Source organism: Acidobacteriota bacterium, assembly GCA_035471785.1.
Classification (GTDB): Bacteria; Acidobacteriota; UBA6911; order RPQK01; family DATIPO01; genus JANQFM01.
This window is the reverse complement of record DATIPQ010000093.1, coordinates 1-25,625: the sequence shown is the minus strand read 5'-3', so window position 1 is coordinate 25,625 and position 25,625 is coordinate 1. Positions and strand designations below refer to the sequence as shown.

Sequence of the window (25,625 nt, the reverse complement as noted above, 5' to 3'; positions counted from 1 at the left end):
GAAAGGCTCTGATCTTCGCCCGGCAGCCGTCCTCGGGCCCTTTTGGTTGGACAAGCCTTTGCTCCCGGAGGCGGACTGCCCTTAACATGAAGGGCATGAGGTTGGACGCCGAAGCCGTCGAGCGGCTGCGAGAAGACACACCGGGCACGCGCCAGCGCCTGCATTTCGACAACGCCGGCGCGGCACTGATGCCGCGTCCCGTCATCGAAGCCATCCACGCCCACATCGACTTGGAGGCCAGGACCGGCGGCTACCAGGCCGCCGACTTGCGCTCGCAACAGGTCGAGGAGGCGCGCAGCCAGGTGGCTTCGCTGATAGGAGCCCGAGCCCGCAACATCGCCTTTACCGAGAACGCCACGGCGGCCTTCGCCCAGGCCCTCTCCTCCGTGGAATTCCATCCCGGAGACCTGATCCTGACCAGCGCCGACGACTACGTCTCCAACCAGATGCAGTATCTTTCGCTGGCTCGCCGCCTGGGCTTGGAGGTAGACCGGGCCCGCTCCCTTCCCGGCGGCGGACTCGACCTGGAAGACTTCGAGCTTCGCCTGCGCCGCCGCCGTCCCCGGCTGGTGGCCATGCATCACGTCCCCACCAACTCGGGCGTGGTGCAGCCGGTCGAAGAGGTGGGACGGCTGTGCCGCGATCTGGACGTGCTCTTCCTGCTCGACGCCTGTCAATCGGTAGGACAACTGCCGCTGGACGTCGGGCGCATTCACTGCGGCTTCCTCAGCGCCACCTCGCGCAAGTACCTGCGGGGGCCGCGCGGCGTCGGCTTTCTTTACGCCTCGGACCAGGTGCTGGATGACGGATACCAGCCCCTTTTCATCGACCTTCATGGAGGCCGTTGGGTGGAGGAAAACGTCTACCGCCCCGTCGACGACGCCAAGCGCTTCGAGAACTGGGAATTCGCCTTCGCCCTGCTGCTGGCCACCGGGGAAGCCGCAGCCTATGCCCAGCGCGTAGGAATCGAGGCCATCGCCCAACGCAACGCCCATCTCTCAGAGCTGCTCCGCGAAGAGCTGACCCACCTGGCAGGAGTCCGGGTCATGGACATGCAGGCGCCGCGCCTCTCCTCCACCGTGATGGCCGAGATCCCCGCCGCCCGGCCCGAGCCCCTGCAGGAAGCCCTCTTCCAAGAGGGGATCAACGTTTCCGTCAGCTACCGCGAATACGCCCGGGTCGAATTCCGCGCCGAGTCCGACTGGGCCCTGCGCATCTCCCCCCATTACTACAACACGGGAGAAGAAGTCGGCCGCTTCACAGCCACCCTGCGCCACCTGCTCAATGGCTGAGCTAAGCTAAGCTCGCCCCCCCACCGTGAGTGGACGCTTCCAGCCTCGGTGGTGAACGGGTCCATTTCCAGGATCGCCGCAAGGATGCGCCTCCCACCAGGCCGGGAGCTATGGTGGGAAGCCGCGACTTTGTGCTGGTGGGGGGCGGTTTTGGGACGATCTGCGATTTCCAGCCGGCCCCGATGTCGCTGGTTGGAACATTTTCCTGACATCGCCGCAAGGATTGCGCCTCCTACCAGATTTCAGCTTAATGCCCCAGGACTGGTGGGAGGCGCATCCTTGCGGCCATCCTGAGAGTGCCCCAGGCATCCTCCGGCGCCCAGCCGAGCTTATCCGCTTACCTACTTGTCCTTCTTGCGGTAGAGCCCGTCAAAAACGGTGGTCCAGGTTTCCCCGTCATCCGAAGAACGCTCCCAGTGCTGGCGGACGCTTCCATCCTCATTATCGTGCCAGGTCACGCGCTCGGTGACGGTCTTGCCGTCAGGCGTACGGCCGGTCCCGCTGAGGATCATCTTGCCGTCTCCGAAGCCCCCTTCCAACTCCAGAGTCGTCCCGTTCTGCCACACCCAGAACTGCTGCCACTTCTGCTTGCGCGGGTTGTAGAAATTGAAGCTGCTTCCCTCCCCGCCCCGAGCTCCTTTCCAGCGCTCCAGCAAGGCGCACCCGGAGTTGACCGGCTGAATGGAATTGTGGCCCGCCAGCTTGCCCCCGGAGGTCACCTCCCATTCACCGATCCAAAAATCGAACTGATGGGCCTTCTCGGCATCGGAGCACTTACCATCCTCCTGAGGCGAAGCCGCCCACACCGAACTCACCAGCACCGTTGTGAAAATCAAAACCCGTAAGACACGTAGACTCTTCATGAGCATCATGCTACCGGCTGCTCTCCAACCTCTCAAGCGAATTGCAGGTGAGGATATAACCCGCTGATAGAAATAGACTTAGCCAATGTGGCAGGAGCCGCTGCCGCCACCAGCCCTTCAAAAATCCCGCTCATCTCCTATACTCTTGCGCGATGAACCACCTCACTCTCGTGCGCCAGGCGCGCAAACACCTCAAGGAGATGGACGAGCGCGACCAGGACCTTTTTTTGATCCGCCTGGAGCGCTACCGGGACGACTTCCTGGCCGGACTGAAGGAAGTCTACGGCCGGCATCCCCGTTACCAGTCCTTCCTTAAGCGCCTCATCGCCACCATGGCCGGGCGCTACCTGCAGCGGCCTCCTGATTTGAAGCGGCTCGACCTGAAACGCCTGGTACGGCCCGACTGGTTCCAGCAGCCCGAGGCCATCGGCTATGTCTGCTACGTGGACCGTTTTGCCGGACGGCTCGACCAGATCCCCCATCATCTCGACTACCTGCAGGAGTTGGGCGTCACCTACCTGCACCTGATGCCTTTGCTCAAGCCTCGCCGCGGGGCCTCCGACGGCGGATACGCCGTGCAGGACTACACCAAGGTCAAGCCCTCCCTGGGGACCATGGACGATCTCGAAGACCTGGCTCGCCAGTTGCGCCGGAGAGGCATCAGTCTGTGCATCGACCTGGTCCTCAACCACGTGGCCCGCGAGCACCAGTGGGCCGCCAAGGCGCGACGGGGTGTCAAAAAGTACCGCGATTTCTTCTACCTGATGGAGGGGCGCAGCCAAGTGGAACGTTGGGAGGCCTCGCTGCCCGAGGTCTTCCCCGACTTCGCCCCCGGCAACTTCACCTGGGAGCCCAAGCTGAAAAGCTGGGTCTGGACCACCTTCAACGACTACCAGTGGGACGTCAACTGGAGCAATCCCGAGGTCTTTCTGGCATACGCCGACCTGCTGCTGGGGCTGGCCAACCGAGGGGTGGAGGTGCTGCGGCTGGACGCCATCGCCTTCATCTGGAAGCGTCTGGGCAGCGATTGCCAGAATCAGCCCGAGGTGCACTGGCTGACCCAGTCGCTGCGCAGCCTGGCGCGCATCGTAGCACCGGCGGTAGTCTTCAAGGCCGAAGCCATCATCGCCCCCGAATTGCTCATCCAGTACCTGGGCAAGAAGGCCCACTTCGGCAAGGTCAGCGACCTGGCCTACCACAATTCGCTGATGGTGCAGTACTGGTCGTCGCTGGCCGCCCGCGACACCCGCGTCATGACCGAGGCCTTGCGGCGCTTTCCCCAAAAGCCGCCCTCAACCGCCTGGGGAACCTACATCCGCTGCCACGACGACATCGGATGGGCCGTCTCCGACGCCGACGCTCGGGCGGCCGGATGGGACGGGCCCTCCCACCGCAAGTTCCTGGCTGAGTACTATGCCGGAGACTTTCCCACTTCCTGCGCCACGGGAGACTACTTTCAAGTCAATCCCAGAACGGGCGACGCCCGCAGCTCGGGCAGCACGGCCTCCCTCAACGGACTGGAACAGGCGCTGGAGGAGAAGGATGAGACGCTGACCAGCCAGGCCATCCAGCGCATTCTGCTGGGACATGCCTTGATCCTGGGCTACTCGGGCGTTCCCCTGCTCTACATGGGCGACGAGATCGGACTGCTCAACGACCACGACTACCGGCGCCGCAAGGGCCATGCTGACGACAACCGCTGGATGCACCGTCCTTTCATGGACTGGGAGAAGGCCGGCCGTCGCCATGACGGGGAGAGCATCGAGGGACGCCTCTTCCAGGGTACCTGCCGCCTCATCGAGGCCCGCAAACGCCTGCCTCATCTGCACGCCGCCATTGCCACCGAAGCCGTCGACTGCGGCAACCGCCACGTTTTCGCCTGCCTGCGCCGCCATCCCCTGGGACCTTTGCTTCAGCTTTACAACTTCACCGAGTACAACCAGTTCGTGCGCGCCGAGGTCCCGCGGGACTTCGACATCCAGTCCCCCTATGACCGCATTGCCCTGGAGGCCGTCGACATCCGCAGCGGATATGTCTTTCTTCCCCCTTACGCCGTTTTTTGGTTGACTCACGGCCAGGAGTGACAATCTCTACTGGACAAGGGGAAACCGGTTGCGATATAAATTTCGCCATCGCCAGGGGGTCGTTGGGGTTCTTCGATTTCGGGAGACAACATGACGACCTTCAACCAGTTCATCCAGGATTTCCGCTACGCCTTCCGCTCCATGCTTCGGCGCAAGGGGTTTACGCTGGTAGCTCTGCTGACGTTGGCGCTTGGAATCGGCGCCAGCAGCGCCATCTTCAGCGTCGTCAACGCCGTTTTTCTGCGTCCGCTGCCCTATCACGAACCCGAGCGGCTGGTTCGTCTTCAAAGGTCCATCCCGGACTACGGCGCAGTCTCCAACCACAACGTTTCGACCTTCGATTACGTGCGCCGAAACTCGCGCTCTTTCAAGAGCATCGCCGCCACCAGCAGTTCCTCGGGCATGAACCTGTCCCTGGGCAACCGGGCCCAATATGTGCAGGTGCTGCCGATCACTTCAGACTACTTCAGCACGCTGGGCGTCCCCTTGATCCGAGGCCGCGAGTTCACCTCTAATGAAGAGAGCTACGCGGGACCCAAGGGAGTCATCCTGACCTACCAGGCCTGGCAACGGCTGCTGGGGGGCCGGGATGAGATCGTAGGTTCGACCGTGCGCCTGGGAGGCGAGGCCTATCCGGTAACGGGTATCGCCCCCGAGGGCTTTGTCCCCCTTCCCTCGACCGAGGTCTTCGTGCCGCTCAAGGTCGACGATCCCGAAGGAGGCGGGCAGAATTACATCGTAGTGGGCCGTCTGGCCGACGGCACCAGCATCGAGGCTGCCGACCAGGAGTTGAACCGTCTCAGTGAAGAGCCGGTGCCGGGAATGAATGAACGCCAAAGGCTGGGGGCGGTCGGCTTGCAGAGAGACATCACCGCCTTCCAGCGTCCCATGCTGCTGATGCTGCAGGGGGCGGTGCTGGTGCTTCTCCTCATCGCCTGCGCCAACACTGCCGGACTGCAATTGGCGCGCAACTCGGCGCGCCAGCGCGAACTGGCCATCCGAGCCGCCTTGGGCGGGGCGCGCCGCCGTCTCTTGCGGCAACTCCTGACCGAGAGCTTGATCTTGGCCTTCATCGGGGGACTGCTGGGGCTGAGCCTGGCCCGCTGGGGAGCCGACCTGCTGGTCAAGCTGGGCATCGGCCGCACGCTGGAGCGGGTGGAAATCGACTTCACCGTCCTGGCGGCGACGGCCGCCGCCTCCTTGCTCACCGGGCTGCTCTTCGGATTGCTCCCCGCCCTGCAGGCCTCACGCAGCGATGTCTCGGTGGCCTTGCGTCAATCCGACACCCGCTCGGGCGGCGGACAGAGCGTGTGGCCCCGCCGGCTGCTGGTGGTGGCTGAAGTGGCCCTTTGCCTGGTGCTGCTGGTTGGAGCGGGATTGCTCATCCGCACCTATGTCAACATGAAGGGCGTCGACCTGGGATTCGATCCTGACAACGTGCTCACCGCCGAGATGTCGCTGAAGGGCTCTCAGTACTCCAACACGGCACGCACCAGTGCCTTTTTCCAGCGGGCTTTGGACCGCATCCGCAGCCTGCCCGAGGTCGAAGCGGCGGCCGTGGCCAACAACATTCCGGTGGAACGGGGACTCAATCTGCCCCTGCGCATCCCCGGCAGCGCTGAACTGGAAGAGGACCAGGCTCAGAGCGCCGACTTCAGGTTCATCACTCCGGGTTACCTGCAGGCTCTGCGGATACCGTTGGTCGAGGGGCGTCCGCTGGGCGAAGAAGACAGCGCCGGGGCGCCGCGAACGGCGCTCGTCAACGAATCCTTCCAGCGCCGCTATTTTCCCAATGGAGGCGTGGTCGGCCAGCAGGTCTTCATCCATCCTTTCACGCCTGACATCGATACCAGTCCCTGGCGAATCGTGGGGGTTGTGGGCGACGTGCGCACGCGCGGGCTGACCAGCGGCTCGCAGCCCACCATGCTGGTCAATTTCGACCAACTCGACGCGGGGACCTTCAGCATCGTCAACCGCTTCTTTCCCGCTCACTGGATCATCCGCACCCGGGCCAGCGGGCAAGTGGCGCCCGAGCGCGTGGAGCAGATCGTGCGCGAGATCGACCCTTTGCAGCCTTTCTCGCGCTTTCTCACCATGGAGGAAGTCATCACCGGCTCGCTCAGCGACACCCGCTACCGCGGACTGCTGCTCACCGCCTTTGCCGCCATCGCCCTGGCCATGGCCATCTCGGGCATCTACGGACTCATCTCCTACACCGTCCACCAGCGGACGCGCGAAATCGGCATCCGTATGGCGCTGGGGGCCACCTCCCAGCGAGTCCTCGGCTCCATCGTCCGACAAGGACTGGTCTTAGCCGCCGCGGGGGCCGTGATAGGAATCGCCGCCGGACTGGTCCTGACCCGCTTCATGCAGCAACAGATCTACGGCGTCACCAGCCAGGACCCGCTGACCTTCGGCCTGGTCACCGCCCTGCTCCTGTCGGTGGCCGCCCTGGCCAGCCTGATCCCAGCCCTCCGCCTCCTCCGCCGCGACCCCATCTCGAGCCTGCGGGAGGAGTGAGCGAGGCCCGGACGACATTGGGACGAGTGGACTTAAGTCCCCGCCAACCAGCCTCTTGAAGATTAAAGCGAGCAGCGAACGAGAGGGGTCAGATTTCCTGTGCCGGTCAGAGCCGGCTCAGGCGGTTAACCTCACTCGTAATGAGTCCACCTACGAAGAACCTTGACTGTCTGGACGTCTGACAAGATTTGATATGCGAGTCGATCTTGAATGTTAATGCGGCGAGAATAGAAAACAATTCAACGCTGAAAGGATCAGGCTCTCGCTTTCACTCCTGACCTTCTCCGGGAAGAAGCTTGCGGATGCGGATGTCGACGACGGCGGTTGACCGGTTCTTGCGCAGCCAAACCACTTCCCAGGGGAGACCGGCCCTTTGCAGGAAGCGTTCCAGAGCGGACCGCGAGTAGGGGAGGCCGGAGAGCTGCTCGATTCCCTCGATGGGAGGCACCCCTTGGGAGTAGGTGATCTCGCCGACGGTGTAGCGTTCACTGGGAATAACCTCTATCTCGAGGTCGGGAACGGTGGGGGATTGGCCGACGAAGATGTGGGTGCGCACCTCGAAGTCAAGGTATCCTGCGCTCTGCTTTTGCAGGGTGATCTGATTGACGAACTCTCTGAACTCGAGGTTGTTGAGCGGCGCACCCTTGGGGGCTGCCCGCTTCAAGGCCTCGGCCAGTTCCGCATCGGGAGAAAGGACGGTGACCTCGCCGTAGGTGAACAGATCCCCCTCGCTCAATTCGCACACGATCTCGATGGGCTGGCCCATAGAGATCTCAATCCGGCGGATTGCAATCGCCATGTAGCCACGGTTGCGATAAAAGTCCGTCAAGTCCCGCTCGACGACTGCACCCAGTGTTTCCCGGTCCTGGGCCACCGCCGGCAACCGGACAGCCGACCTCAGAATCCGATCTGAAAAGACCTCGTTACCGCTGAACTCGAGGGAGTAGCGGGGCTCTCCAAGACGTGCCCGGTCGGTCTTGAAGCCTGCCTCTCCTACCTCTTGCCCTTCTCGCCCTAGCCTCGACCCCCTGACGCCGGCTGTCGCTGCATTCCCGTCCGATGCAGATCCTCCCTGCTGCAACGCCTGCTCGTTGGCTCTCTCCTGAGACGGACCGTCGGTCGGGCGCTCCTCTCGCGGCAGGTAGAGGAAGGCAATGAGCAGAGCCAGGGCCACGACAATATAGACGGGAAGCCGTTTCTTCATCGCTCCTCCCTATTGTGACGGATTTGGGACATTTCCGCGATGTGGGGGAGATGGGTGGAGGGGGGTAGCATCCGCCTCCATGAGCCAGGGACGCTTTGTCGAGTGCCGGGAAGTGACAAGCCATGCTGGAGAGAGCTAAGAAAAGTCCCGTGGCAGGCGCTTCCTTGCGGCCCTCCTTCGCCCTTCCTTCGCCAGGGCTACGGAGGGCAGGCAAGGCTATGGAGGGCTTGGCGATGGAGGGAATGCCACGGGGCGGCTCGAGAGTCTCAGTCCTTCGGCAGCATCACGCCCTGGGCGCCTTTCTCTTCCAGCAGCCTGTTGAAGGCCTGCAGGTCGTTTTCCACGATCTCATTGAGCTTTTGCAGCACGGGGTCGAGCTCTGCCCGCAGGTCTTCGAAGCGCTGGTAGGAGCCCTCGGTGGGACGGGCGTCCTGTCCGTTGACCACCGAGTAGAGATAGGCGATCTGGTTGTCGATGCGGGAGGGAAAATTGATGGGGTCCTGCCCGCTTTCGTGCTTGCTTTGAAACAGTTCGTCCTCGACGGCGGTCAATTTCTCGCCCAGTTGTTTGGCGGCCTCTTTGATCTCATCATCCTTGCCGGCTTCGCTGGCCCGCCGGGCCAGAGCCTCGGCCTGCTCGCGCAGAGAACGCAGAGTACGCAGGGCGTCGTGAGATGAGGTGAGCAAGTCGCGGATCTCCAGGGTGAGCCGGAACTGCTCGCTCAGTTCGTCGTCGGTCACCGCCCAGCGGGGATCTTTTTCGACCTCGAAGGTGCGGGTCTGCTCCTGTCCGTCCACCGTCAGACGGGCCTGGTAGGTGCCAGGCGGAGCCGTGGGTCCGCCCGTGAAGGAAAGAGACATGACAGTCCCTTTGACCAGGTGAGGAGGCTTGTAGCGCAAGTCCCAGGTAAAGGCGTTCATCCCCGGCTCGGCTTCCAGAACGGCCTCGGGATCTTCAGGATCGGGACCGGCAGGCTTGGAGTCTTCGTCCTCTTCCGGCTTGGCCGTAAAAGTGCGGATGAGGTTGCCCTGGTCGTCGAGGATCTCCAGACGCACCTCAGGCTGGTCCTGTTCTTCAGATTCGCCGTCCTCGGCTGCCTGCATGTCTTTTTCAACTCCGGCCAGGTGGTAGCGGATGAGCGCTCCCCGGGGCGGCGGCTCAGGAGAGGCGCCGCCGCCGCGAAAGCCCCGCAACTGGGTTCGGTAGGCGGTGCGGGGCCCATAAAGATGGAAGTCCTTGGAGGCGGTCTCGTCGCTTAGCTCATGCAGTGGAGTGAGGTCGTCGAGTATCCAGAAGGAGCGTCCCTGGGTGGCCACCACCAGGTCGTCGCGGTGGACGGCCAGGTCGGTGATGGGCGTACGAGGCAGGTTGAGTTGAAATTCCTGCCAGGAGCCTCCGTCATCGAAGGACACGTACATGCCGAACTCGGTGCCGGCGTAAAGCAGTCCTTTGCGCTTGGGGTCTTCGCGCACCACCCGCACGAAGTGGTCGTCGGGGATGCCGCGTCCCTGGCTGATGAGTTCCCAGGAGGCGCCGTAGTCGTCGGTGCGGAAGATATAGGGCGCGAAGTCGGCCTCGCGGTAGCGGTAGACGGCCAGGAAGGCCCGTCCCGGGCCGTGAGCCGAGAGGTCGATCATGTTGACGGTCCCGCCCTCGGGCATGTCAGGCGGCGTGATCTCGCTCCAGTTGGCTCCGTTGTCGCGGGAGATGTGCACCAGGCCGTCGTCGCTGCCGGCCCACAGCACGCCCGCTTCATGGGTCGATTCCTCGAAGGCGAAGATGGTGGTGTAGAGCTCCACGCCGGTGTGGTCGTGCTGGACGGGCCCGCCCGGGATGTCCTGGTAGGCGTCGTTGTCGGTGGTCAGGTCGGGCGAGATGACTTCCCAGCTCTGTCCGCCGTCGGTCGAGCGGTGAACGTACTGCGAGCAGTGATAGAGCACGTCGGGGTTGTGGGGCGAGAGACGGATGGGGGCGTTCCACTGAAAGCGGTAGCGGATGTCGCGTCCCGCCCGGCCGTCGTGCATTTGGGGATAGGCCACGATGTCGCGGCGGTGCTCTCGCCGCATGTCGTAGCGGTCGATCTGTCCGATGTAGTTGCCGGCATAGACGATGTCCGGATCGCGGGGATCGACGGCGATGTGTCCGCTTTCGCCGCCTCCCACCTCTTTCCAGTGCTGTTTGGGATCGATGCCCCCCGGAGACCAGCTAGGCACCGAAATGGAGGAATTGTCCTGCTGGCACCCATAGACACGGTAGGGAAACTGGTTATCGACCGTGACCCGGTACATCTCGGCGGTGGGCTGGTTGTACTGGGTGGTCCAGGTCTCGCCCCCGTTGAGCGAGACATTGGCTCCGCCGTCGTTGCTTTCGATCATGATGCGGGTGTTGGCGGGATTGATCCACAGGTCGTGATTGTCTCCATGGGGGGTGCGGATGCGCTGGAAGGTCTTGCCCGCGTCCACCGACTTGTAAAAGCCGGTGTTGACCACGTAGACGGTGTTCTCGTCCTGGGGATCGGCGTAGATGCGGGAGTAGTACCAGTGTCGTTGCAGCAATTTGCGCTCGCGGTTGACCCTGCTGAAGGACTCGCCGCCGTCGTCGGAGCGGAAGACGCCTCCTTCGCCCACCTCGGCCACTTCCTGAATGACCCAGAGGCGCTGCGGATCGGCCGGCGAGACGGCAACCCCAACCCGTCCCAGCACGCCGCCCGGCAATCCCTTGCTCAGCTTCTCCCAGCTATCGCCTCCGTCCACCGATTTGTAGACACCGCCTTCTTCAGCGCCGTCGATGAGAGTCCAGGGCTTGCGCTCGGCCCGCCACATGCCGGCGTAGAGGACGCGCGGATTGGAGGGGTCCATGGAGAGGTCGACGCATCCGGTCTTGTCGTCGATGTAGAGAACCTTCTCCCAGGTGGCGCCGCCGTCGCTGCTGCGATAGACGCCCCGCTCGGGATTGGGCCCGAAGATGTTGCCCATCACCGCTGCGTAGAGACGGTCGGGGTCTTTGGGATGAATGCGGATGCGCGAGATCAGTCCGGCTTCGGGCAAGCCGATGTGGTGCCAGTTCTTGCCCGCGTCCAGCGACTTGTAGATGCCGTCCCCGATGGAAATATTGCCTCGCGGCTGGGACGATCCGGTGCCAAGGTAGATGACGTTGCGGTCGGAAGGAGCGACGGCGACAGCTCCGATCGACCCCACCCCGATCTGGCCGTCGCTGATATTGTGCCAAGTCTGTCCGGCGTCGCGAGTTTCCCACACGCCTCCTCCGGTCGATCCCATGTAGAAGGTATGGGGCTCGTCGGGTATTCCCTCCACGGCGGTCACGCGTCCGCCCCGGTAGGGTCCGATCAGCCGGTATTCCAAAGCCGAGAACAAAGCCGGCTGGAAACGCGGCTCCACGCTCTCATCCGTCCCTTCGCCAGGCCCGGCGGCCAAAAGCGGCGTCGAAAGAGAACCCAGAACCAGTCCCATGAAAACTGCCACTGTACGTCGCAACATCTAAACCCTCCCCGGTTTTTGAAATTCAAGATATCTTACCAACCCCATCGCCGGCGTTAAACCGCCCGCCACATCCGAAATCGCGAGACGCTTGATGGACCCTCGACGGATGCGCTAAGCTGCCCCCATCATGCTCCGCCTCCCAGGTATGCTGAAAATTGGACCGGCAGTCCTGATTCCTTTGGTCGTGGTGCTTGCGGGTATCACTCCAGGCCTGGGCCAGACTCCCCCCAGCGCCGAATCGCGCCACGCCGTCATGACCATCTACGCCGCCTCACGCGCTCCCCGCACTCACCACCAACCCGACTACGGCGGCATCACCTTCTACGGCCGCGAGCGCAGTCATGGCGGCGGGACGGTGAGGGCCAATACCCTGCAGGCGCCTGAAGAGGCCCTGAAGGCTTTCAAGGCAGCGCGGCAGGCCATGGCCCGGGAAGGCGGCCCCAACCTCAAGAAAGCCGCAAAGAAACTCGACAAGGCCCTGGAGATCTATCCCCAATTCGCGGCCGCCTGGAACCTGCGGGGAGCCGTCTATGCTGGCAAAGGCCAGTTGGACGACGCCAGGGCGGCCTTTCACAAGGCCATCGAGCACGACCCCTCAGCCCCATCAGGCCATTGGTCGCTGGCCATGCTGGAGATTCGCCAACAGGAGTGGTTTCGAGCTTCCCTGGCCACCACCCGTCTGCTGGAACTGGCCCCGGATGATCCCGCGGTACGCTTCTATCACGGACTGGTCTGCTACTACCGCGGCTACTGGGAGGCTGCCGAACTGCACCTTTCACAGGTAGCGGACGGACCTCACGTCGACGCCTTTCCCCTCAGCCGCTTCTTCCTGGCCAACAGCCATGCTCAGCAGGGGGATTTCGATCTGGCCTCAGAGCACTTTCGGGGATTCCTCCGGGGCAGCGACAAGCGTCTGGTCTCGACCGACCTTCGGCGCCGCATCGAGGCCCGCCTGAGCCAGTGGGAGGACGAAGGCCGTCTCAATTCAAGGCCCTGAACTGTCGGGCTACATCTCTTACCATTTCGGGTGCGACCTCATGCCCGCAGGAGTATTCGAGCCGGGTTGCGGGAATGCCGTGAGCTTTGAGGCGGTGGTGGGCATGGATGGGCTTGGACGCAGGCACCAGATGATCGTGAGCCCCATGCATGACGAACACGGGAAGAGGATCGGCCTCCTCGAGTCGATCTTCGACATCGGGCGGCAGATCTCCGCCGCAGGAGAAGAGCCGAGAGACGGGAAAGGCGCGGCGAATCCAGAGACGGTAGGCGATGGAGCTGCCTTGGGAGAAGCCGAAGAGTCCCACCTGCTCCGGGTCGATGTCGTTCCGGCCCTTGAGCAGCCGGTAAAAAGAGGTCAGGTAATCGGCCAGTTCCTCCACGGCCCGGTCGCGCTGGTAACGCGTCAGCCAACTGAATCCCAGCTCCCGCTCGCGGTTGAGGTAAGTGGGGTGTGGAGCCTGAGGCGCGGCCACCATGATTCCCTTCTCCACGAGCGGCAAGAAGCTTCGCGAGAAGTCCAGCGCGGTCTGCCCGAAGCCGTGAAGGACGATGAAGACCGGCCAGGGCGGCTCGGCGGCAGGCGTGTGAAGCACGTAGTCGAGAGTGAAGGACGATTTGAGCGAGCCTTGGATCATCGGCTGATGGTAGCAGACCGCCGCCTTCAGCCGTCAGTCTTGTGGAATAGTCGGTAGCCGACTCCCCGCACGGTTCGGAGGTAGGCCTCCTCGATGGGCAGTTTGCGGCGCAGGCGGTAGACGTGGGTGTCGATGGTACGGGACGAGATCTTGGGCGCCAGACCTCTCCTTTCCAATCCGTCGCTCGCAGGAATGAGGGGATGCGCCGCACCGGACGTCGCGATAAGGAGACCGCGACGTCCGGAGGCATGGAAGCAAGGCTGAGGCCGTTCTAGCCCCGTTATGCATCGGTTTTTCGTAGCGAGGCGGCGAATCGCGCCGTCCTGACAAGGCGTCGCGACCGAGGCCCGCGCAGTCGTACTGTACTGGTACTGCGAGCAGGCCGACCGAGCGCAACGCAGTCAGGGCGGATGATAGCGTCGCCGCAGTAGAAAATTTATGCATAATGCGGGCTAGCGGGCTGGAAGGATCCCTTGCGTGGTCAACTCGATGTTGTCTTGACGCAAGGGGAGCATGGCCACAGGAACATTGACGGTCACCTCGGCCGTTCCCACGAAACCCACCAGTCCCTCCAACGCGGGAACCAATTCGGCCCAGTTGGCCGCCACGCGCTGGCCCGGATCGAGGTCGAAGCTGCCGCTCCCGACTTCCTGGCCGAACTGGTCGTAGATGGTGGCGCTGATGGTGGCCGTCTCGCCGGCATCAGGAGAATTGACCACGGCCACCGACGAAACGATGTTCTCGGAGGAGTCTACGTTGACCAGCAAGGTGGCCGCATCGGTCGGATCCGAAGGCAGAATGCTGGTGGTAGTCTGCAGCGCCATGCCGGCAAAGATCTTGAAGATGACTTCCACTGAAACGGCGGTTTCGCTGGAGACCTTCACATATCCTAGGCTCAGTTGGCCGGGGTCGTTGGAGAAGCTCTCCACCAGCGCCGTTCCGCGGCCGGGGATTTCGACTTGCACTTCGCTGACGGCGGTGTCTCCGGTGATGGCCGATTGCAGCAGCAGGTCGGCGGGATTGCCGTCGGCATCGAAAGCCTGCACCGTGACGCGGGCGGGATTGAGGATGCCGTCATCCTGGTTGACGATGGTGACGGTGGTTGAGATGTTGGTGAACCCACCGCCATGGGCGAATTGTGGTATGTAAACTTCCGTCTGGGCCATGGCGGCCGAGTAGAAGAAGCTGAGTATCAGTATCAGTCGCTGTGCCACTTTGATCACTCCTAATCAAGATTGAAACCATAGATCTTGAATTCACCGTCCATCTCCAGTACGCCGTCGAAAAGCTGTACCTCACGTACATTTCCGCGTTCATCCTCGATAGACAACATCGCGCTCTTGTGGATGGTGAACCCCTTGTATTCCTTCACTCCGTCTTGGAAACGGATTCCTCGGAACTCGTACTTGCGTCGGGCATGCCAAGCCATGACTTTCTGCAAACCTCCCAGGCTGCGCAGCAGCGACTGGTTGTAGAGAAAGTCGGCGCTTAGTCCGCTTCCCGGCTGGCTGGCCGGCAGTGCCGGATAGATGAACTTCTCGAACTCCTCGCGGGTCAGGGCGAGAGCCTTGATCTGGCCACGGTCCCCTTCTCGGAGGACGTCCAGAAAGTGCCGGGCCAGGGACTCGATTGAGTCCCTAGACCCGGTCAATTGCCGCTCATCCGTAATGCCGGGTGAATCGATTCGGAGTGCGTCCCCTATGAGCCATAGAGAACCAACCAAGAGCGGCAAAGCCATCAAGAGCGAAATCCACAGTACTCGCCGACCGGGGCGCTTGGGCGCCCCGGCCCGAAGGGAGTCCCGTGATGATTTAGAACTGGCCAAAGTAAGTCCACCCCTTGGTCCAGTCCTTGGTCGGATCCATGCCGCCCAGGTAAGTGACGGTGGTATCGAAGAAACCGTCGTCAGGCGGCGTGGCCACGAAGTTCTTGTTCAAAGCGGCCGAGTTCAACTGCGGCCGGAAGTCGGGCGCATCGTTGAAGAAGGCATCGCGCAGAGCCGGGTTCACCAACCGGTTGCTGGGCTCCGAAGTGATGAACTCCCTGGTCGTGAAGTTGGCCGGGTTGATGCCGGAATCGTCGTCAGCTTCATCCGAGAACTGGGTGTCGTCGTTGGCGCCGTTGTTGTTCCAGAAGATGAAGTTGGCGACCGTCAGGTCCCCGGCCGCAATGCGGTCGGTGGTGGGGACGTGGTCGACATCAACCGCCAACTCGTTGAACCCGGTTACGATTCCGTTTCGCAAGGTGCCTGCGGTACCCTCGCGCAGCAGCATTCCGATGTCACTGGTGCCTGAGGTAGGCACCCCCACCAAGGTGATGTTGTAGATGGTGGGATTGGAGATGGGCATCAGGTTGTTGTTGTCTTCGTTGTTGTCGGCCTCAATGCCCTGGTCGCCGTCGTCGGGCCTCTGCGAGGCGATGAAGAACTGCACGCGTCCTTGCCATCCCAAGACCCAGTCCAGGTTGTCGTCGCCGATTCCCGTGGTGAGGACGTACTTGGCATCGACGGTGCCCCCGAAGAACTCCACTCCGTCATCAAAATTGAAATGGACTTGAATGTGATGGACTTCAGTGCCCCGCCCTATGCCTTGAAAAGCAATGCCGTTCAATTCGTTCATGGGGCTGAATTCGATACCGGCAAACTCGACCCGTACATAGCACAGCACGCCGCTGTTGTCGTCAGGATCGTTGCCGCCGAAGAGTCCGGTTCCGCCTTCGCCGGCCTGCTCGCCGGTATTGATGGGAGCACGTCCGTTGAGGATGAGCCCTCCCCACTGGGCGCGTCCGCGGGAGCCCACGTCGTCAGCCGAGGTCATCACGATGGGACGAGCCTGGGTTCCCCTGGCGAAGATCTGGGCGCCGCGGTCCACGACCAGAGCGGAATTTTGACCGGTTCCTAAGACATGAGTGCCGGGTTCGATATTAAGGACCCCGCCATCCTCTACAAAGATAGCTCGGTTATTGATGAAGTAAGCGTTGTTGCTGGTCCAGGTATCTTCGCCCGTGATGTTGCCCATCACCTCGACGACGGCGTCGACGACGGCGAATCCGAAGCATCCCTTGGTAATGGTGCGCTGTCCGGAGCCTTCGCGCAGGTCCAGGCACAACTGGTAGTTGCCCGTGCCCAAATCGCCGGCGCTGATAGCTTCCGTGAATCTGCCTCCCGGGCCGATGAAAAGGTCGTCCTGGAGGGGAGTTACGGCGAGGGAATTGAAGTTGTCCGGTCCGCTTCCGTCAACGGCTCGGATCAGGCCGGGGTCCAGCAGTCCGCTGTCGTCGATGAAACGGGTTTCCCCGGTCTCCTGATCGCGTAGAGAAAGCATGAAGACGCGCGCCGCCGAGTTCCCGTTGGGGTCGATGCTGACCCGGAGTTCGATGTCGGTCAAGAGGTTGTCGGGATTGCCGGGGGCTCCGAAGACGACGGCGTTTGAATAGACGAAGACGCGCGGATGCGGTCCATCGGCCACGGTGCGCTGGCTGCGCAGGTCGATGCGTCCGCTATTGGCAAAGGCTCCCGCGCAAAAGAGGGTGACGAGAGCGAATGCGATGATGATTTTCTTCACGGCTTGAAAGCTCCTTTCTGGATGCAGTTCGAAGACAATTACTCGTCGAAGAACGAGTAAGAGAGCGAGATGCCGAACTTGCGCCCCAGCGAATAAGCGCGCTGTATGAGGCCGCCCTGGGTGAATTCGACAGCTCGGTCAAGTAGGTTTTCGGCGCTGAACTTGAGACCCCACTTGCGGGAGGAACCCAGGGGCTGAATCAGCACCGCGTCCAGCGTTGGACGCCCCTCTTCGAGGATGTCGGGGATTCCGAAGGACCCGACGTCGCTAATACGGTCGCCCTGATAATTCAGCAGCAGCCTCGCCGAAGTTCCCCAATCGGGGTTGGCATACTCGAAGATGGTGTTGAGGATGTGCCGCGACTGGCCTTGCAGAGGCCGCGACAAAGAGGTCAAAGCCAAATTGGCGTCATCGATGATCTCCACGTCGGAATCGACGAAAGTGTAGTTCACGTTGACGCTGAAATTTTCCAACTTTGAGGTGAGAAACTTCAGGTTGCGCCGAAAATCCAACTCGAACCCGAAGTTGCGGGCACTCTCGGCATTGGCGAATGAAGTCAGCAACTGGGCCTGAGCGCGCACAACGCGCTCGATGGGATCTTCGAAAGTCTTATAGAAAAAGCTGGCCGAAACCAAATCCACAGTGCCTGGGAACCACTCCCAGCGCACATCATAGTTGCGGATCTTAGCCCGCAACAGGTCGGGATTGCCCACCACCGAGCGTCCGCCCACTACATCGGTGAAGTCGAAAGGCGACAATTCGCGGAACTCGGGGCGGTTGAGGGTCTGGCTGAACGATCCCCGCAAGTTCATGTTCCCGCTCAGCTTGAAGATGACGTTGGCGCTGGGCAAGATGTCGGTGTTGCTGAGGCGCGTGGTTTCCTGGATGCGCTCAGGATTAAAGAGATCGAAGGTTTGCACTTCTTGGTCATCGTTCTCAACCCGAAGACCGCCCACGAAGCGCCAGCGTCCCACGGTGAAGTCGGCCATGCCGTAAGCCGCCCGGTTGATCTGGAAGGCCTCATAGGTGTCCGTGTTTCGGGTCTCTTCGCGCAACTGGAAGCCGTTGGGACGAATGTTCTCGGGGATGAAGATGTCTTCAGCATCAGCCGACAAATCAATGCCGGAAACGTTCAGCGGAACCAAGCGGAAGCGGCGTGAACTGAAGTCGCGTTCACGGTCTCGATACAGCGCACCGACCTTGATCGTCAGGGTGTAGCCGTTGCCGTAGAGAAAGGTCGAGAGGTCGATCTTGGGCTCCCAAATCACTTCAGCCAAGTTGTTGAATTGCCTGAATCCGCTCTGGCTCTCATCCGAGAGCAAAAACTGCTGGCTGCTGCGGTCGAACTCGTAGAGCGTTTCCCTGAGATCGGGCTGCTCCAGGGTCGAGCGGGCCCGGGTGACCGACCACTCCAACAGGTTGTCTCCGAAGAGGCTGAAGAAGTGTTCTCCCACCAACTGTCCGCTGTAGATGGACTCTTCCTCGAAGCGCAGGCGGAAGTTGCGCAGGGGAACCGTGAAATCGGCGTTGAATCCCTCGAACCGGCGCGCCTCGTCGCTGGAGTTGTGGGTGTAGAAGTTGCGGAAAAGGATGCGGTTGGCGTCGGTAAGCCGGTAGGCGAGGTTGGCCGTGGCGGCTGTCGTGTTCGTTTGAGTGCTCAACTCGAAATCGTAGTCGTTTGCGGCAGCCAGCTCCTCGCCCCGCTGAGCGAACACCCTGCGCACCTCCTCCTGAGAGTGGTAATCGGTGTTGTGGCTCAAAGCCACGACTACGCCAAGCCGGCCGAAGGTGTTGCCCCCAATGACGTTGAACTTCTGGTTGGGGATGGCGTCGTTGCTGGAATCAAAGCTCCAGACATTGGAGAACGCCCGTCCGAACTGCTGCAATTCCTCGGGTGTGAAGCCCGGCGAAAAACGGGTGGCCGGGACAATCCGCTGGGAAGGAATGATGTCAGGCAGGTCGCGCGTGCCGTCGTCGAACCCCCAAAACTCATAATCGCCGCCTGGATAGTCTTTGAAGGACTTGAAGGTGGTATTGGTAGCAAAACTATTGCCATAGGTCAGCTTGAAGGTCGCCGCCGTGGGAAAGTCGATGGTGTTGACCTTGACCACGCCGCCCGCGAACTCGCCGGGCTTGTCAGGGCTGTAGGACTTGTCGGTTTGGATGTTCTCCAGCAGGCTGGCCGGAAAGAGGTCCATGGGAACCACCTTCTTGTCCGGCTGGGTCGAAGGCAGTACCGAACCGTTCAATTGGGTAGCGCTGTAGCGCTCGCCCAGTCCGCGCACGTACACGAACTTGTCGTCGACGATGGAGACGCCCGTCACCCGCTGCATGACGTCGGAAGCGTCCGAGCCGCTGTTGAGGGACATTTCCTGGCGACCGATGCTGTCGCTCAAAGTGGCCGCCGATCGTCGCTCGACCAGCATGGATTCCACCGATGACCGGTCACTCTGAGCGGTGACTACGATCTCGTTTTCTTCAAGTTCGACTTCCAGTCCTTGCGGATTGAGTGTCAGGGTTTCGTCGACGGGATTGCCATCTTCGGCCGCGACGTCCTGCAGCACCTTGTCGATGAAGCCCTCTTTGACGAATCGGAGTTGATAAGTGCCCGGCGGCAGGGAAAACTGGACCATTCCGTCCAAGTCGGTTTTCTTGACGATGTCTCCCGGCGTCACCGTTACCCTCACGTCGGCCATCAGGTCGCCGGTGGCGCCGTGGAGCACCCACACGGTCACGTCGGAATTCTCCCGGCCGAGGGCGGGCGCCAGACATGCCAGCAACAGCACTCCTCCCATCAACAGCTTCGAAACTCGGTTCATTTGGATTCTCCTTAATCGATTCATTGGAAGACCCGGCATAGGCCGTCCCCGCACAGTCCGGCTGCGAGAACGCGGCAAACCTATTCCGACAATGTGAAGGGAGAATTAAGACTAGGTGAAAAGCAGATTTCCGAGCTAATGCCCCCGTGAGCACTGCCGATAAGCCGCAGGCGGTCCTTTTCCGAAATAGTTCTTGCCTTCTCAGATTCCATCGGGCATACTGCTTTTTTCGAGGTGAGTTTTATGCGACCGACCATGGTAGATAATTGCTAGCTTTCGGGGACGAATCCCTGGAATAGCCGGGCGACGGACTTTGCCGTTGTAACCGGTCGGGCCGCTCTCAAGCCTTCCCTTCATTCCCTCTTTTCGGTCCCCGACAACTCTCACGCGGAGCCAGTGCGTGACGAGGATGTCCTTCCTTCTTCCTTCGGGGACTCGCCGGCGCCTTTGATCCGCAGGCTCCTCTGCCAACGCATGGAGATGTGAGCGATGAACAACAAGGAACCCTCTTTCTGGTCCTCCCTGCGCGCCGGGCTGCGGGGGGAGGAACGCGACTACACCAGCGGACGCCTGGGGTGGGCCGTGGCCCTTCTGGCCATCCCCATGGTGTTAGAAGTCTCCATGCAGGCGGTCTTCGAGGTGGTCGACATTTTCTTCGTGGGCCGCCTGGGTGCCGAAGCGGTTGCCGCCGCCGGACTGACGCAGGGGTTGCTGGCCCTGATCTATGCCGCCGCCACCGGATTGAGCATGGCCACCACCGCCGTGGTTTCGCGGCGCATCGGCGAACGCAAGGGCGAGGAAGCCAGCCGTGCCGCGGGCCAGGGACTGCTGCTGGCCCTGCTGGCCTCCCTGCCCTTCACCCTGGCGGGAATCCTATTTCCACGCCAGTTGCTGCTGCTGATGGGCGCCACGCCCCAGGTGGCAGAGCTGGGCATGGGATTCTGCGCCTTGACGCTGGGCGGAAGCGCCTCGGTGATCCTGCTCTTCGTCCTCAACGCCGTCTTCCGCGGCGCCGGAGACGCGGCAGTGGCCATGCGCATTCTATGGCTGGCCAATCTGCTCAACATCATCCTCGATCCCATCTTTATCTTCGATTGGGGATTGGGTTGGGGAGTCACGGGCGCCGCAGCGGCCACGCTGGTGGGACGTTCCACGGCCATCGTCATTCAGCTCATCCTGCTCTGGCGGGGCCATGGCCGCGTGGGGCTGAACGGCGCCTATCTGCGCATCCAGCCCGCACTGATGCGGCGCATGATGCGGCTGGCGGGGACCGGCATTCTCCAGTACCTGGTCTCCACCGCGAGCTGGCTGGCCATGGTCCGCATCGTGGCCATCTTCGGTTCCCAGGCGGTGGCCGGCTACACCATCGCCGTGCGGCTGGTCATCTTCGCCATCCTGCCCTCCTGGGGCCTGGGCAACGCCGCCGCCACCCTGGTGGGACAAAACCTGGGAGCCAAACAACCTGACAGGGCCGAAAAATCGGTCTGGATCACCTCGGTCTGGTCGGTGTGCTTTTTGGCCCTGACGGCCGCGGTCTATCTGGTGGGGGCCGGCTGGATGATCCGCCTCTTCACGGATAATCCCCAGGTCATCGCCATCGGAAGCTATAGCCTGAGGATCTTTTCCAGCAGCTATGTCTTTTTGGCCGCCACCATTGTCTTCTCGCAGGCTTTCAACGGGGCCGGAGACACCTGGACGCCCACCTGGATCAACTTCCTGGGCTACTGGCTGCTGCAGGTCCCGCTGGCCTACCTCTTCGCGGTGCCGCTGGGACTGGGCGAGAACGGCGTCTTCTACGCCATCGCACTGGCCCAGGCCACCCTGGCGGTGGTCTTCCTGCAAATGTTTCGGCGCGGAGGCTGGAAGCTGCGGGAGGTCTGAGGTCGGAATGTGGTACCTGGGGGCGCGCCGCGCCCCCGCTCATTCCACTTCGATAGAGCTTCCGGCGATGGATTTGCTGACAACGATACGGGAGGGAAAGCGTTCCGCCAGTTCAGGCACGTGGGAGATGACGCCGATCAGGCGTTCGCCTCCCGCCAGCGTCTCTACGCTTTGAACCACAACGTCGAGTGTTTCCTGATCGAGGGTGGAAAAACCCTCGTCGAGAAAGAGCGAGTCGAGGCTGAGTTGCCGGCGCTGGCCCACGAATTCGGAGAGGCTCTCGGCCAAGGCCAAAGCCAGCGAGAGGGAGGCCAAAAAGCTCTCTCCCCCGCTGAGGGTGTTGACGGGGCGAGCCTCGTCGGCGTTCCAGTGGTCGAGGACGGCGAAGCGGTCGCCTTCCACCTCGAAGGAATAGCGCTGGGAGCTCAGTTCTCGCAGGTGGCGCGTGCCGTCCTCGGCCAGGCGCCGGAAGGCTTCTTCCTGGATGAAGGAGATGAGCTGGTTGGCCCTGAGGGCCAATCCCAACTCATGGGCCACCGAGGCGTTTTCCCGCTCTTCCTGGATCTCCTTGCGCAGTTGGCCTGCCTGCTCGATGCGCTGCTGAAGCTGCTCAAGCCGCTCCTCGCCGCGGGCCGATTGAGAACGCGAGGCCTTGAGGCGCTCTTCCACTTGTGACCGCTCCTTTTCCAATTGAGCGGCGGGATCTTCCTCGACCGCTTCCTGATCGGTTCCCTCTTCAAAGAGGGGCAATTCTTCGAAGAGCGCCCGCAACGCCTTTTTCAGCTTCTTTTCGACTTGGTCACGCGACTCTTCTTCGTCCCTGAGCCGCTGCCTTTGCTTGTCGAGTTGCTGGGCATCGTTTTCCAGGCGATCCCCCAGCCGTTGCAGCAAACTGTGTATTTCCCGCTGCTTTTCCTTGAGGGCGGCGAGTTCCGCTTGCAACCTGCGGCTCAAGGCGCGGGCTTTCTGCTGAGCCTGCAACTGACGGCGAAAGGCTTGGATCGAACCGCTCCCGTCCAGCCACTCCTTGAGGGCGGACTGAAGGTGCTGCCGGCGTCGCCGATCGTCGGCCTGCTGCGACTGCCTGGCGTTGATCTCTCCGGCGACCAATTCAAGCCGGTGTGCGGCTTGCTGCGCGGACTCCCGTTCTTGAGCCGTCCGGCGCTCTTGACGAGTGCCTTCTTGGGCGGCTTCATCGACTTTCTTGTGCAGGTCCTGCAGGCGTTGCAACAGTTCTTTCAGCCTGGGTGCGGGATCGGTTTCCGGACGGCTTCCCAGCGCGCTTTCCACCTGCTTCTCGATGCCCTGCAAGCTGCGCCGGTGGTCGCCCACGGACTGCTCCAGGGTTTCGATCTGGCGGGGAAGCGACTGCAGGTCGCCTTTCAGGCTGCTCACCTGCTCACGGGCTCGGCGCTCGGCCTGGGAGGCCTGCTGCCGGGCTTGTTGGGCTTCCTCCAGAGCCTGGTGTTCGACCTGGCCCGGCAGGCGTCCCACCTCCTGGAGGCAGACTGGACAGGGTTCTCCTTCTTGCAGATGCCTGCGCAGATCTTCGGCGCTGTGCAACCTGCGCAAACGCTCATACTCCCTGTCGGCCTCTTTGAGAGCCTGTTCGGCGCGCGCCATCTCTCGCTCGGCCGACTTCAGTTTCTCTTGGGTCTGGGTCTTCCGCTTGACGGCCTGATCGAGCTGGACGCTGCGTTCTTCCAGATCGCTGCGCAGCCGCCCCAGCTCAGCGGCGCGTTGCAAGGTTTGCCCCACCGCTTCAGCCGATCCGTGAAGCTCGACGGCCTGAGCGAGTTGCTGCCGGCGGCGTTCCTCCTGCCGGCGGGCCTGCTGCAGCGATTCTTCAGCCGCTTTGAGGGACTTCTCGGCCTGCAGGCGCTCCTCGTCGAGTTTTTCCCTCCGCTCCTCCAATTCCCTCAACTCCCGGCTGCGCGCCGTCTCCCGTTCTCCCAGCCGCTCCCATTCCTCGGCCTCGGACTTCAGTTGGGCCAGTTGCAGGAATCGCTCCTCTTCATAGCCGCTTTCTTCAAGCTGTTTTTCCCTTTCGGCGATCTTGGACTGTTGCTCTTGCAGGTCTTTCTCGGCCTTCTCGAGGTCATTCTGGTTCTCCTGGCGGCGATCCGAGATCTCCTCGATGTCCTGGCTGATTTCCTTCAGCTTGGACTTGTGCAGACGCAGGGCAGCGGCCAGCGGCTCGGCCTCCTGAACGGCCTTGAGACGCTTTTCAAGGTCTTCCGCTTCGCCCTTCAGCCGGGCGAGCTGCTTTTTCAGGTCCCTGCGGGCTTCGGGGGTGGCCTCGGCATAGGACTTTTCGAGCTGCTCTTGCTTGACATCGGCGGTATTGCGGGCGATCTCAGCCAGTTCCCGGGCCCGCTTGCCCATCAGCTCGTAGATGTGCAGGCCCAGCAACTCGGTGAGGATCTTTCGGCGCTCGGTGGGAGATCCCTTGAGAAAGCGGTCGAACTCGCCCTGGGGCAGCACCACCGACTTAGTGAAGCCGTCGAAGTCGAGTCCTACGATTTTCTCCACCAGGTCCTTGATCTGGCTTACGCTGGAGGAGCGCGGTTCCCACTCTTCTTCTTTCCACGCTTCCAACCGGGGTTTGCTGACGGTGGCGCGGGCGGTGTGGCGCAGGGTGCGGGCGATGCGCCAGCGGCGTCCAGAGGCCTGGAATTCCAGCAACACCGAGAGGCGCAGCAGACCCTGGCTGATGAGGTCGGAGGCCTGGCCCGGACCCAGACGCGGCGTGCGTCCGTAGAGGGCGAAGATGACGGCGTCGAGCAGCGAGGTCTTTCCCGAGCCGGTGGGTCCGGTGATGGCGAAGAGATCGAGCTTGCTGAAATCGATCTCGACTTTTCTCTTGAAGCAGGTGAAGCCTTCCAGCTCAAGCCGAATCGGACGCATCGAGGACCTCCTCGTAGAGCTGGCTGAAGAGCGCGGCCACGGCGGGCGGCGGCTCGGCGCCGTGCTGCTTGCGGTAGAAATGCTGAAAGAGGTCAGCCGGAGCCAGGCTGGAAACGCTGCGATGGCGCACGGGCTCCTCGGTGCGGGGATAACGGGCCCGCACGTCGATGGCATTGGGGAAGGCTTCGCGCACCTGGTCGGCGATGCCGGGGACCGGCTCCTCCAACTTGACCGTGACCCGCAGGTAGGAGTCGGCCCATTCCTCGGACTGCTTCTTCAGTTCGTCCAGCGTGCCTGAGACGTCTCGCAGCGGACGTCCGGCCTTGAGCGGCACGCTTTCCAACTCGGCTGGCCGCCCCGGCTCGGCCGTCCCCACCACCACCCGCTTTTCCTGCATCTGTTCGCCGAAGTCGAGCTGCAAGGTTGATCCGCAGTAGTGGCAAGGCACGGGGCAGTGGATCTGTTGTGGACGGTGCAGGTGTCCCAGAGCGACGTACTGAGCCGACTCGGGGAACTCGCCTGCGTCCACGGCGTAGGGGTGGGCCACGTGGATGGCCCGCTCCGACCCCGAGGTCTCGGCTCCGAAGACATGCAGGTGGGCCATCAGGATGTTGACCGTATCTTCCTGGAACGATTCGGCCAGCATCCGGCACATCTGGCCTACCCGGTCCTTGTATTCCTGAAACCACTCTTCTTCCGGACCCATGAGCTGGCAGGCGTCCACCACGCGCCGCTCGCTGACGAAGGGCAGACAGGCCACCTTGACCTTTTCTCCGCCCGCCTCCAACTCGATGACTCCTCCCTCATTGGCGGCCGCCGGCTCAGGGCGCACAAAGATTCCCAGCGGCTGCAGCAAGGCGCTCAGCGCCGCTAACCGCTTGGGATGATCATGATTCCCCCCGATCACCAAGGTGGGCAGATGCCGCTGGGCCAATCTGGCCAAGAACCCGTAAACCACCCGCTCGGCCTCGGGCGAAGGCGCATGCGACTCGAACAAATCCCCCGCCACCAACACCAGGTCGACTTGACGCGAGGAAGCAATCTCCAAAATCTCGTTGAGCACCGCCTCCTGCTCCCAAATCCGCGACCTCCCTCGCAGCATCTTCCCCACATGCCAGTCCCCGGTATGCAAAAACCTCATCCTGCCACTCTACCCCAACGCACTGAACATCAAAGAGCTTTTGATCTGCAGCCTCTTGGGGAGAATTGCCCACGTGCTTCGGGCGGGTCGCGGGGGTGTGCTATTCTCGGCGCGATGAGCGGGAATTGCGTGGCGGCGGTGGTGGGCGCTGAAGGTTATGGGAACGAGAATTATCTGCTGGCCGTGGAGGCGCCGGAGATGGCCGGGGAGTGCCGTC

At 62.2% G+C, this 25,625-nt stretch carries 16 protein-coding genes and 1 pseudogene; 5 read left to right on the top strand and 12 right to left on the bottom strand.

The features are described from left to right. Positions 1 to 95: 95 nt before the first annotated feature. Entirely contained in the window at positions 96 to 1,292 is a 1,197-nt protein-coding gene (locus VLU25_12980) for an aminotransferase class V-fold PLP-dependent enzyme (GenBank protein HSR68844.1), read from the top strand. Between the two features lie 341 nt (positions 1,293 to 1,633). Here the strand turns inward: VLU25_12980 and VLU25_12975 are convergent, their stop codons facing one another. After that, complete coding sequence (locus VLU25_12975; GenBank protein HSR68843.1) at positions 1,634 to 2,155, bottom strand: hypothetical protein; 522 nt, start codon at positions 2,153 to 2,155, stop codon at positions 1,634 to 1,636. 152 nt (positions 2,156 to 2,307) lie between these two features. On the opposite strand from VLU25_12975, the gene VLU25_12970 reads away from it, so the two are divergent. After that, positions 2,308 to 4,239, top strand: a complete 1,932-nt coding sequence (locus VLU25_12970) for an alpha-amylase family protein (protein ID HSR68842.1) — start codon at positions 2,308 to 2,310, stop codon at positions 4,237 to 4,239. A 90-nt stretch (positions 4,240 to 4,329) separates the two neighbouring features. Continuing rightward, a complete protein-coding gene (locus VLU25_12965; GenBank protein ID HSR68841.1) occupies positions 4,330 to 6,759 on the top strand; it encodes an ABC transporter permease in 2,430 nt (809 codons plus the stop codon). A 131-nt stretch (positions 6,760 to 6,890) separates the two neighbouring features. Here VLU25_12965 and VLU25_12960 read toward each other — a convergent pair. The 3 genes and pseudogenes from VLU25_12960 to VLU25_12950 all read right to left on the bottom strand — a co-directional run bounded on the left by VLU25_12960 (position 6,891) and on the right by VLU25_12950 (position 11,460). Further along, positions 6,891 to 6,989: pseudogene (locus VLU25_12960) on the bottom strand (type II toxin-antitoxin system mRNA interferase toxin, RelE/StbE family). A 38-nt stretch (positions 6,990 to 7,027) separates the two neighbouring features. Further along, on the bottom strand, positions 7,028 to 7,963 hold the full coding sequence (locus VLU25_12955) for a hypothetical protein (protein ID HSR68840.1): 936 nt from the start codon (positions 7,961 to 7,963) through the stop codon (positions 7,028 to 7,030). 266 nt (positions 7,964 to 8,229) lie between these two features. Next, complete coding sequence (locus tag VLU25_12950) at positions 8,230 to 11,460, bottom strand: glycosyl hydrolase (GenBank protein HSR68839.1); 3,231 nt, start codon at positions 11,458 to 11,460, stop codon at positions 8,230 to 8,232. 148 nt (positions 11,461 to 11,608) lie between these two features. On the opposite strand from VLU25_12950, the gene VLU25_12945 reads away from it, so the two are divergent. Then, complete coding sequence (locus VLU25_12945) at positions 11,609 to 12,460, top strand: tetratricopeptide repeat protein (protein ID HSR68838.1); 852 nt, start codon at positions 11,609 to 11,611, stop codon at positions 12,458 to 12,460. Here VLU25_12945 and VLU25_12940 read toward each other — a convergent pair. From VLU25_12940 to VLU25_12915, 6 genes are all read right to left on the bottom strand, one after another. Continuing rightward, the gene (locus VLU25_12940; protein ID HSR68837.1) at positions 12,444 to 13,097 is read right to left on the bottom strand and encodes a dienelactone hydrolase family protein; all 654 of its coding nucleotides are present in this window, start codon (positions 13,095 to 13,097) and stop codon (positions 12,444 to 12,446) included. The genes VLU25_12945 and VLU25_12940 overlap by 17 nt on opposite strands. A gap of 26 nt (positions 13,098 to 13,123) precedes the next feature. Further along, entirely contained in the window at positions 13,124 to 13,273 is a 150-nt protein-coding gene (locus VLU25_12935) for a helix-turn-helix domain-containing protein (protein ID HSR68836.1), read from the bottom strand. Between the two features lie 276 nt (positions 13,274 to 13,549). Next, complete coding sequence (locus tag VLU25_12930; protein ID HSR68835.1) at positions 13,550 to 14,311, bottom strand: hypothetical protein; 762 nt, start codon at positions 14,309 to 14,311, stop codon at positions 13,550 to 13,552. 11 nt (positions 14,312 to 14,322) lie between these two features. Next, positions 14,323 to 14,748 carry a hypothetical protein gene (locus VLU25_12925; GenBank protein HSR68834.1) on the bottom strand — a complete coding sequence of 142 codons (426 nt, stop codon included), beginning with the start codon at positions 14,746 to 14,748 and terminating at the stop codon, positions 14,323 to 14,325. Between the two features lie 160 nt (positions 14,749 to 14,908). After that, positions 14,909 to 16,660 (bottom strand): hypothetical protein, encoded by a 1,752-nt coding sequence (locus tag VLU25_12920; protein HSR68833.1) that lies wholly within the window; start codon positions 16,658 to 16,660, stop codon positions 14,909 to 14,911. Positions 16,661 to 16,698: 38 nt separating this feature from the next. Then, positions 16,699 to 19,479: a TonB-dependent receptor gene (locus tag VLU25_12915; GenBank protein HSR68832.1), complete on the bottom strand. Its 2,781-nt coding sequence runs from the start codon at positions 19,477 to 19,479 to the stop codon at positions 16,699 to 16,701. Positions 19,480 to 19,968: 489 nt separating this feature from the next. Here VLU25_12915 and VLU25_12910 point away from each other — a divergent pair, with 489 nt between their 5' ends. After that, positions 19,969 to 21,360: an MATE family efflux transporter gene (locus VLU25_12910; GenBank protein ID HSR68831.1), complete on the top strand. Its 1,392-nt coding sequence runs from the start codon at positions 19,969 to 19,971 to the stop codon at positions 21,358 to 21,360. 39 nt (positions 21,361 to 21,399) lie between these two features. Here VLU25_12910 and VLU25_12905 read toward each other — a convergent pair whose 3' ends face one another. Next, complete coding sequence (locus tag VLU25_12905) at positions 21,400 to 24,267, bottom strand: SMC family ATPase (GenBank protein ID HSR68830.1); 2,868 nt, start codon at positions 24,265 to 24,267, stop codon at positions 21,400 to 21,402. Continuing rightward, the gene (locus VLU25_12900; protein ID HSR68829.1) at positions 24,248 to 25,408 is read right to left on the bottom strand and encodes an exonuclease SbcCD subunit D; all 1,161 of its coding nucleotides are present in this window, start codon (positions 25,406 to 25,408) and stop codon (positions 24,248 to 24,250) included. Before VLU25_12900 ends, VLU25_12905 begins: the two co-directional genes overlap by 20 nt. Between the last annotated feature and the right edge of the window lie 217 nt (positions 25,409 to 25,625).

Bases quoted from the DNA above. Each gene is read 5' to 3' on its own strand.
- VLU25_12970 (HSR68842.1), top strand. From the start codon at position 2,308: ATGAACCACCTCACTCTCGTGCGCCAGGCGCGCAAACACCTCAAGGAG.
- VLU25_12915 (HSR68832.1), bottom strand. From the start codon at position 19,479: ATGAACCGAGTTTCGAAGCTGTTGATGGGAGGAGTGCTGTTGCTGGCA.
- VLU25_12950 (HSR68839.1), bottom strand. From the start codon at position 11,460: ATGTTGCGACGTACAGTGGCAGTTTTCATGGGACTGGTTCTGGGTTCT.
- VLU25_12965 (HSR68841.1), top strand. From the start codon at position 4,330: ATGACGACCTTCAACCAGTTCATCCAGGATTTCCGCTACGCCTTCCGC.
- VLU25_12905 (HSR68830.1), bottom strand. From the start codon at position 24,267: ATGCGTCCGATTCGGCTTGAGCTGGAAGGCTTCACCTGCTTCAAGAGA.
- VLU25_12945 (HSR68838.1), top strand. From the start codon at position 11,609: ATGCTGAAAATTGGACCGGCAGTCCTGATTCCTTTGGTCGTGGTGCTT.
- VLU25_12940 (HSR68837.1), bottom strand. From the start codon at position 13,097: ATGATCCAAGGCTCGCTCAAATCGTCCTTCACTCTCGACTACGTGCTT.
- VLU25_12955 (HSR68840.1), bottom strand. From the start codon at position 7,963: ATGAAGAAACGGCTTCCCGTCTATATTGTCGTGGCCCTGGCTCTGCTC.
- VLU25_12975 (HSR68843.1), bottom strand. From the start codon at position 2,155: ATGAAGAGTCTACGTGTCTTACGGGTTTTGATTTTCACAACGGTGCTG.
- VLU25_12980 (HSR68844.1), top strand. From the start codon at position 96: ATGAGGTTGGACGCCGAAGCCGTCGAGCGGCTGCGAGAAGACACACCG.
- VLU25_12900 (HSR68829.1), bottom strand. From the start codon at position 25,408: ATGAGGTTTTTGCATACCGGGGACTGGCATGTGGGGAAGATGCTGCGA.
- VLU25_12910 (HSR68831.1), top strand. From the start codon at position 19,969: ATGAACAACAAGGAACCCTCTTTCTGGTCCTCCCTGCGCGCCGGGCTG.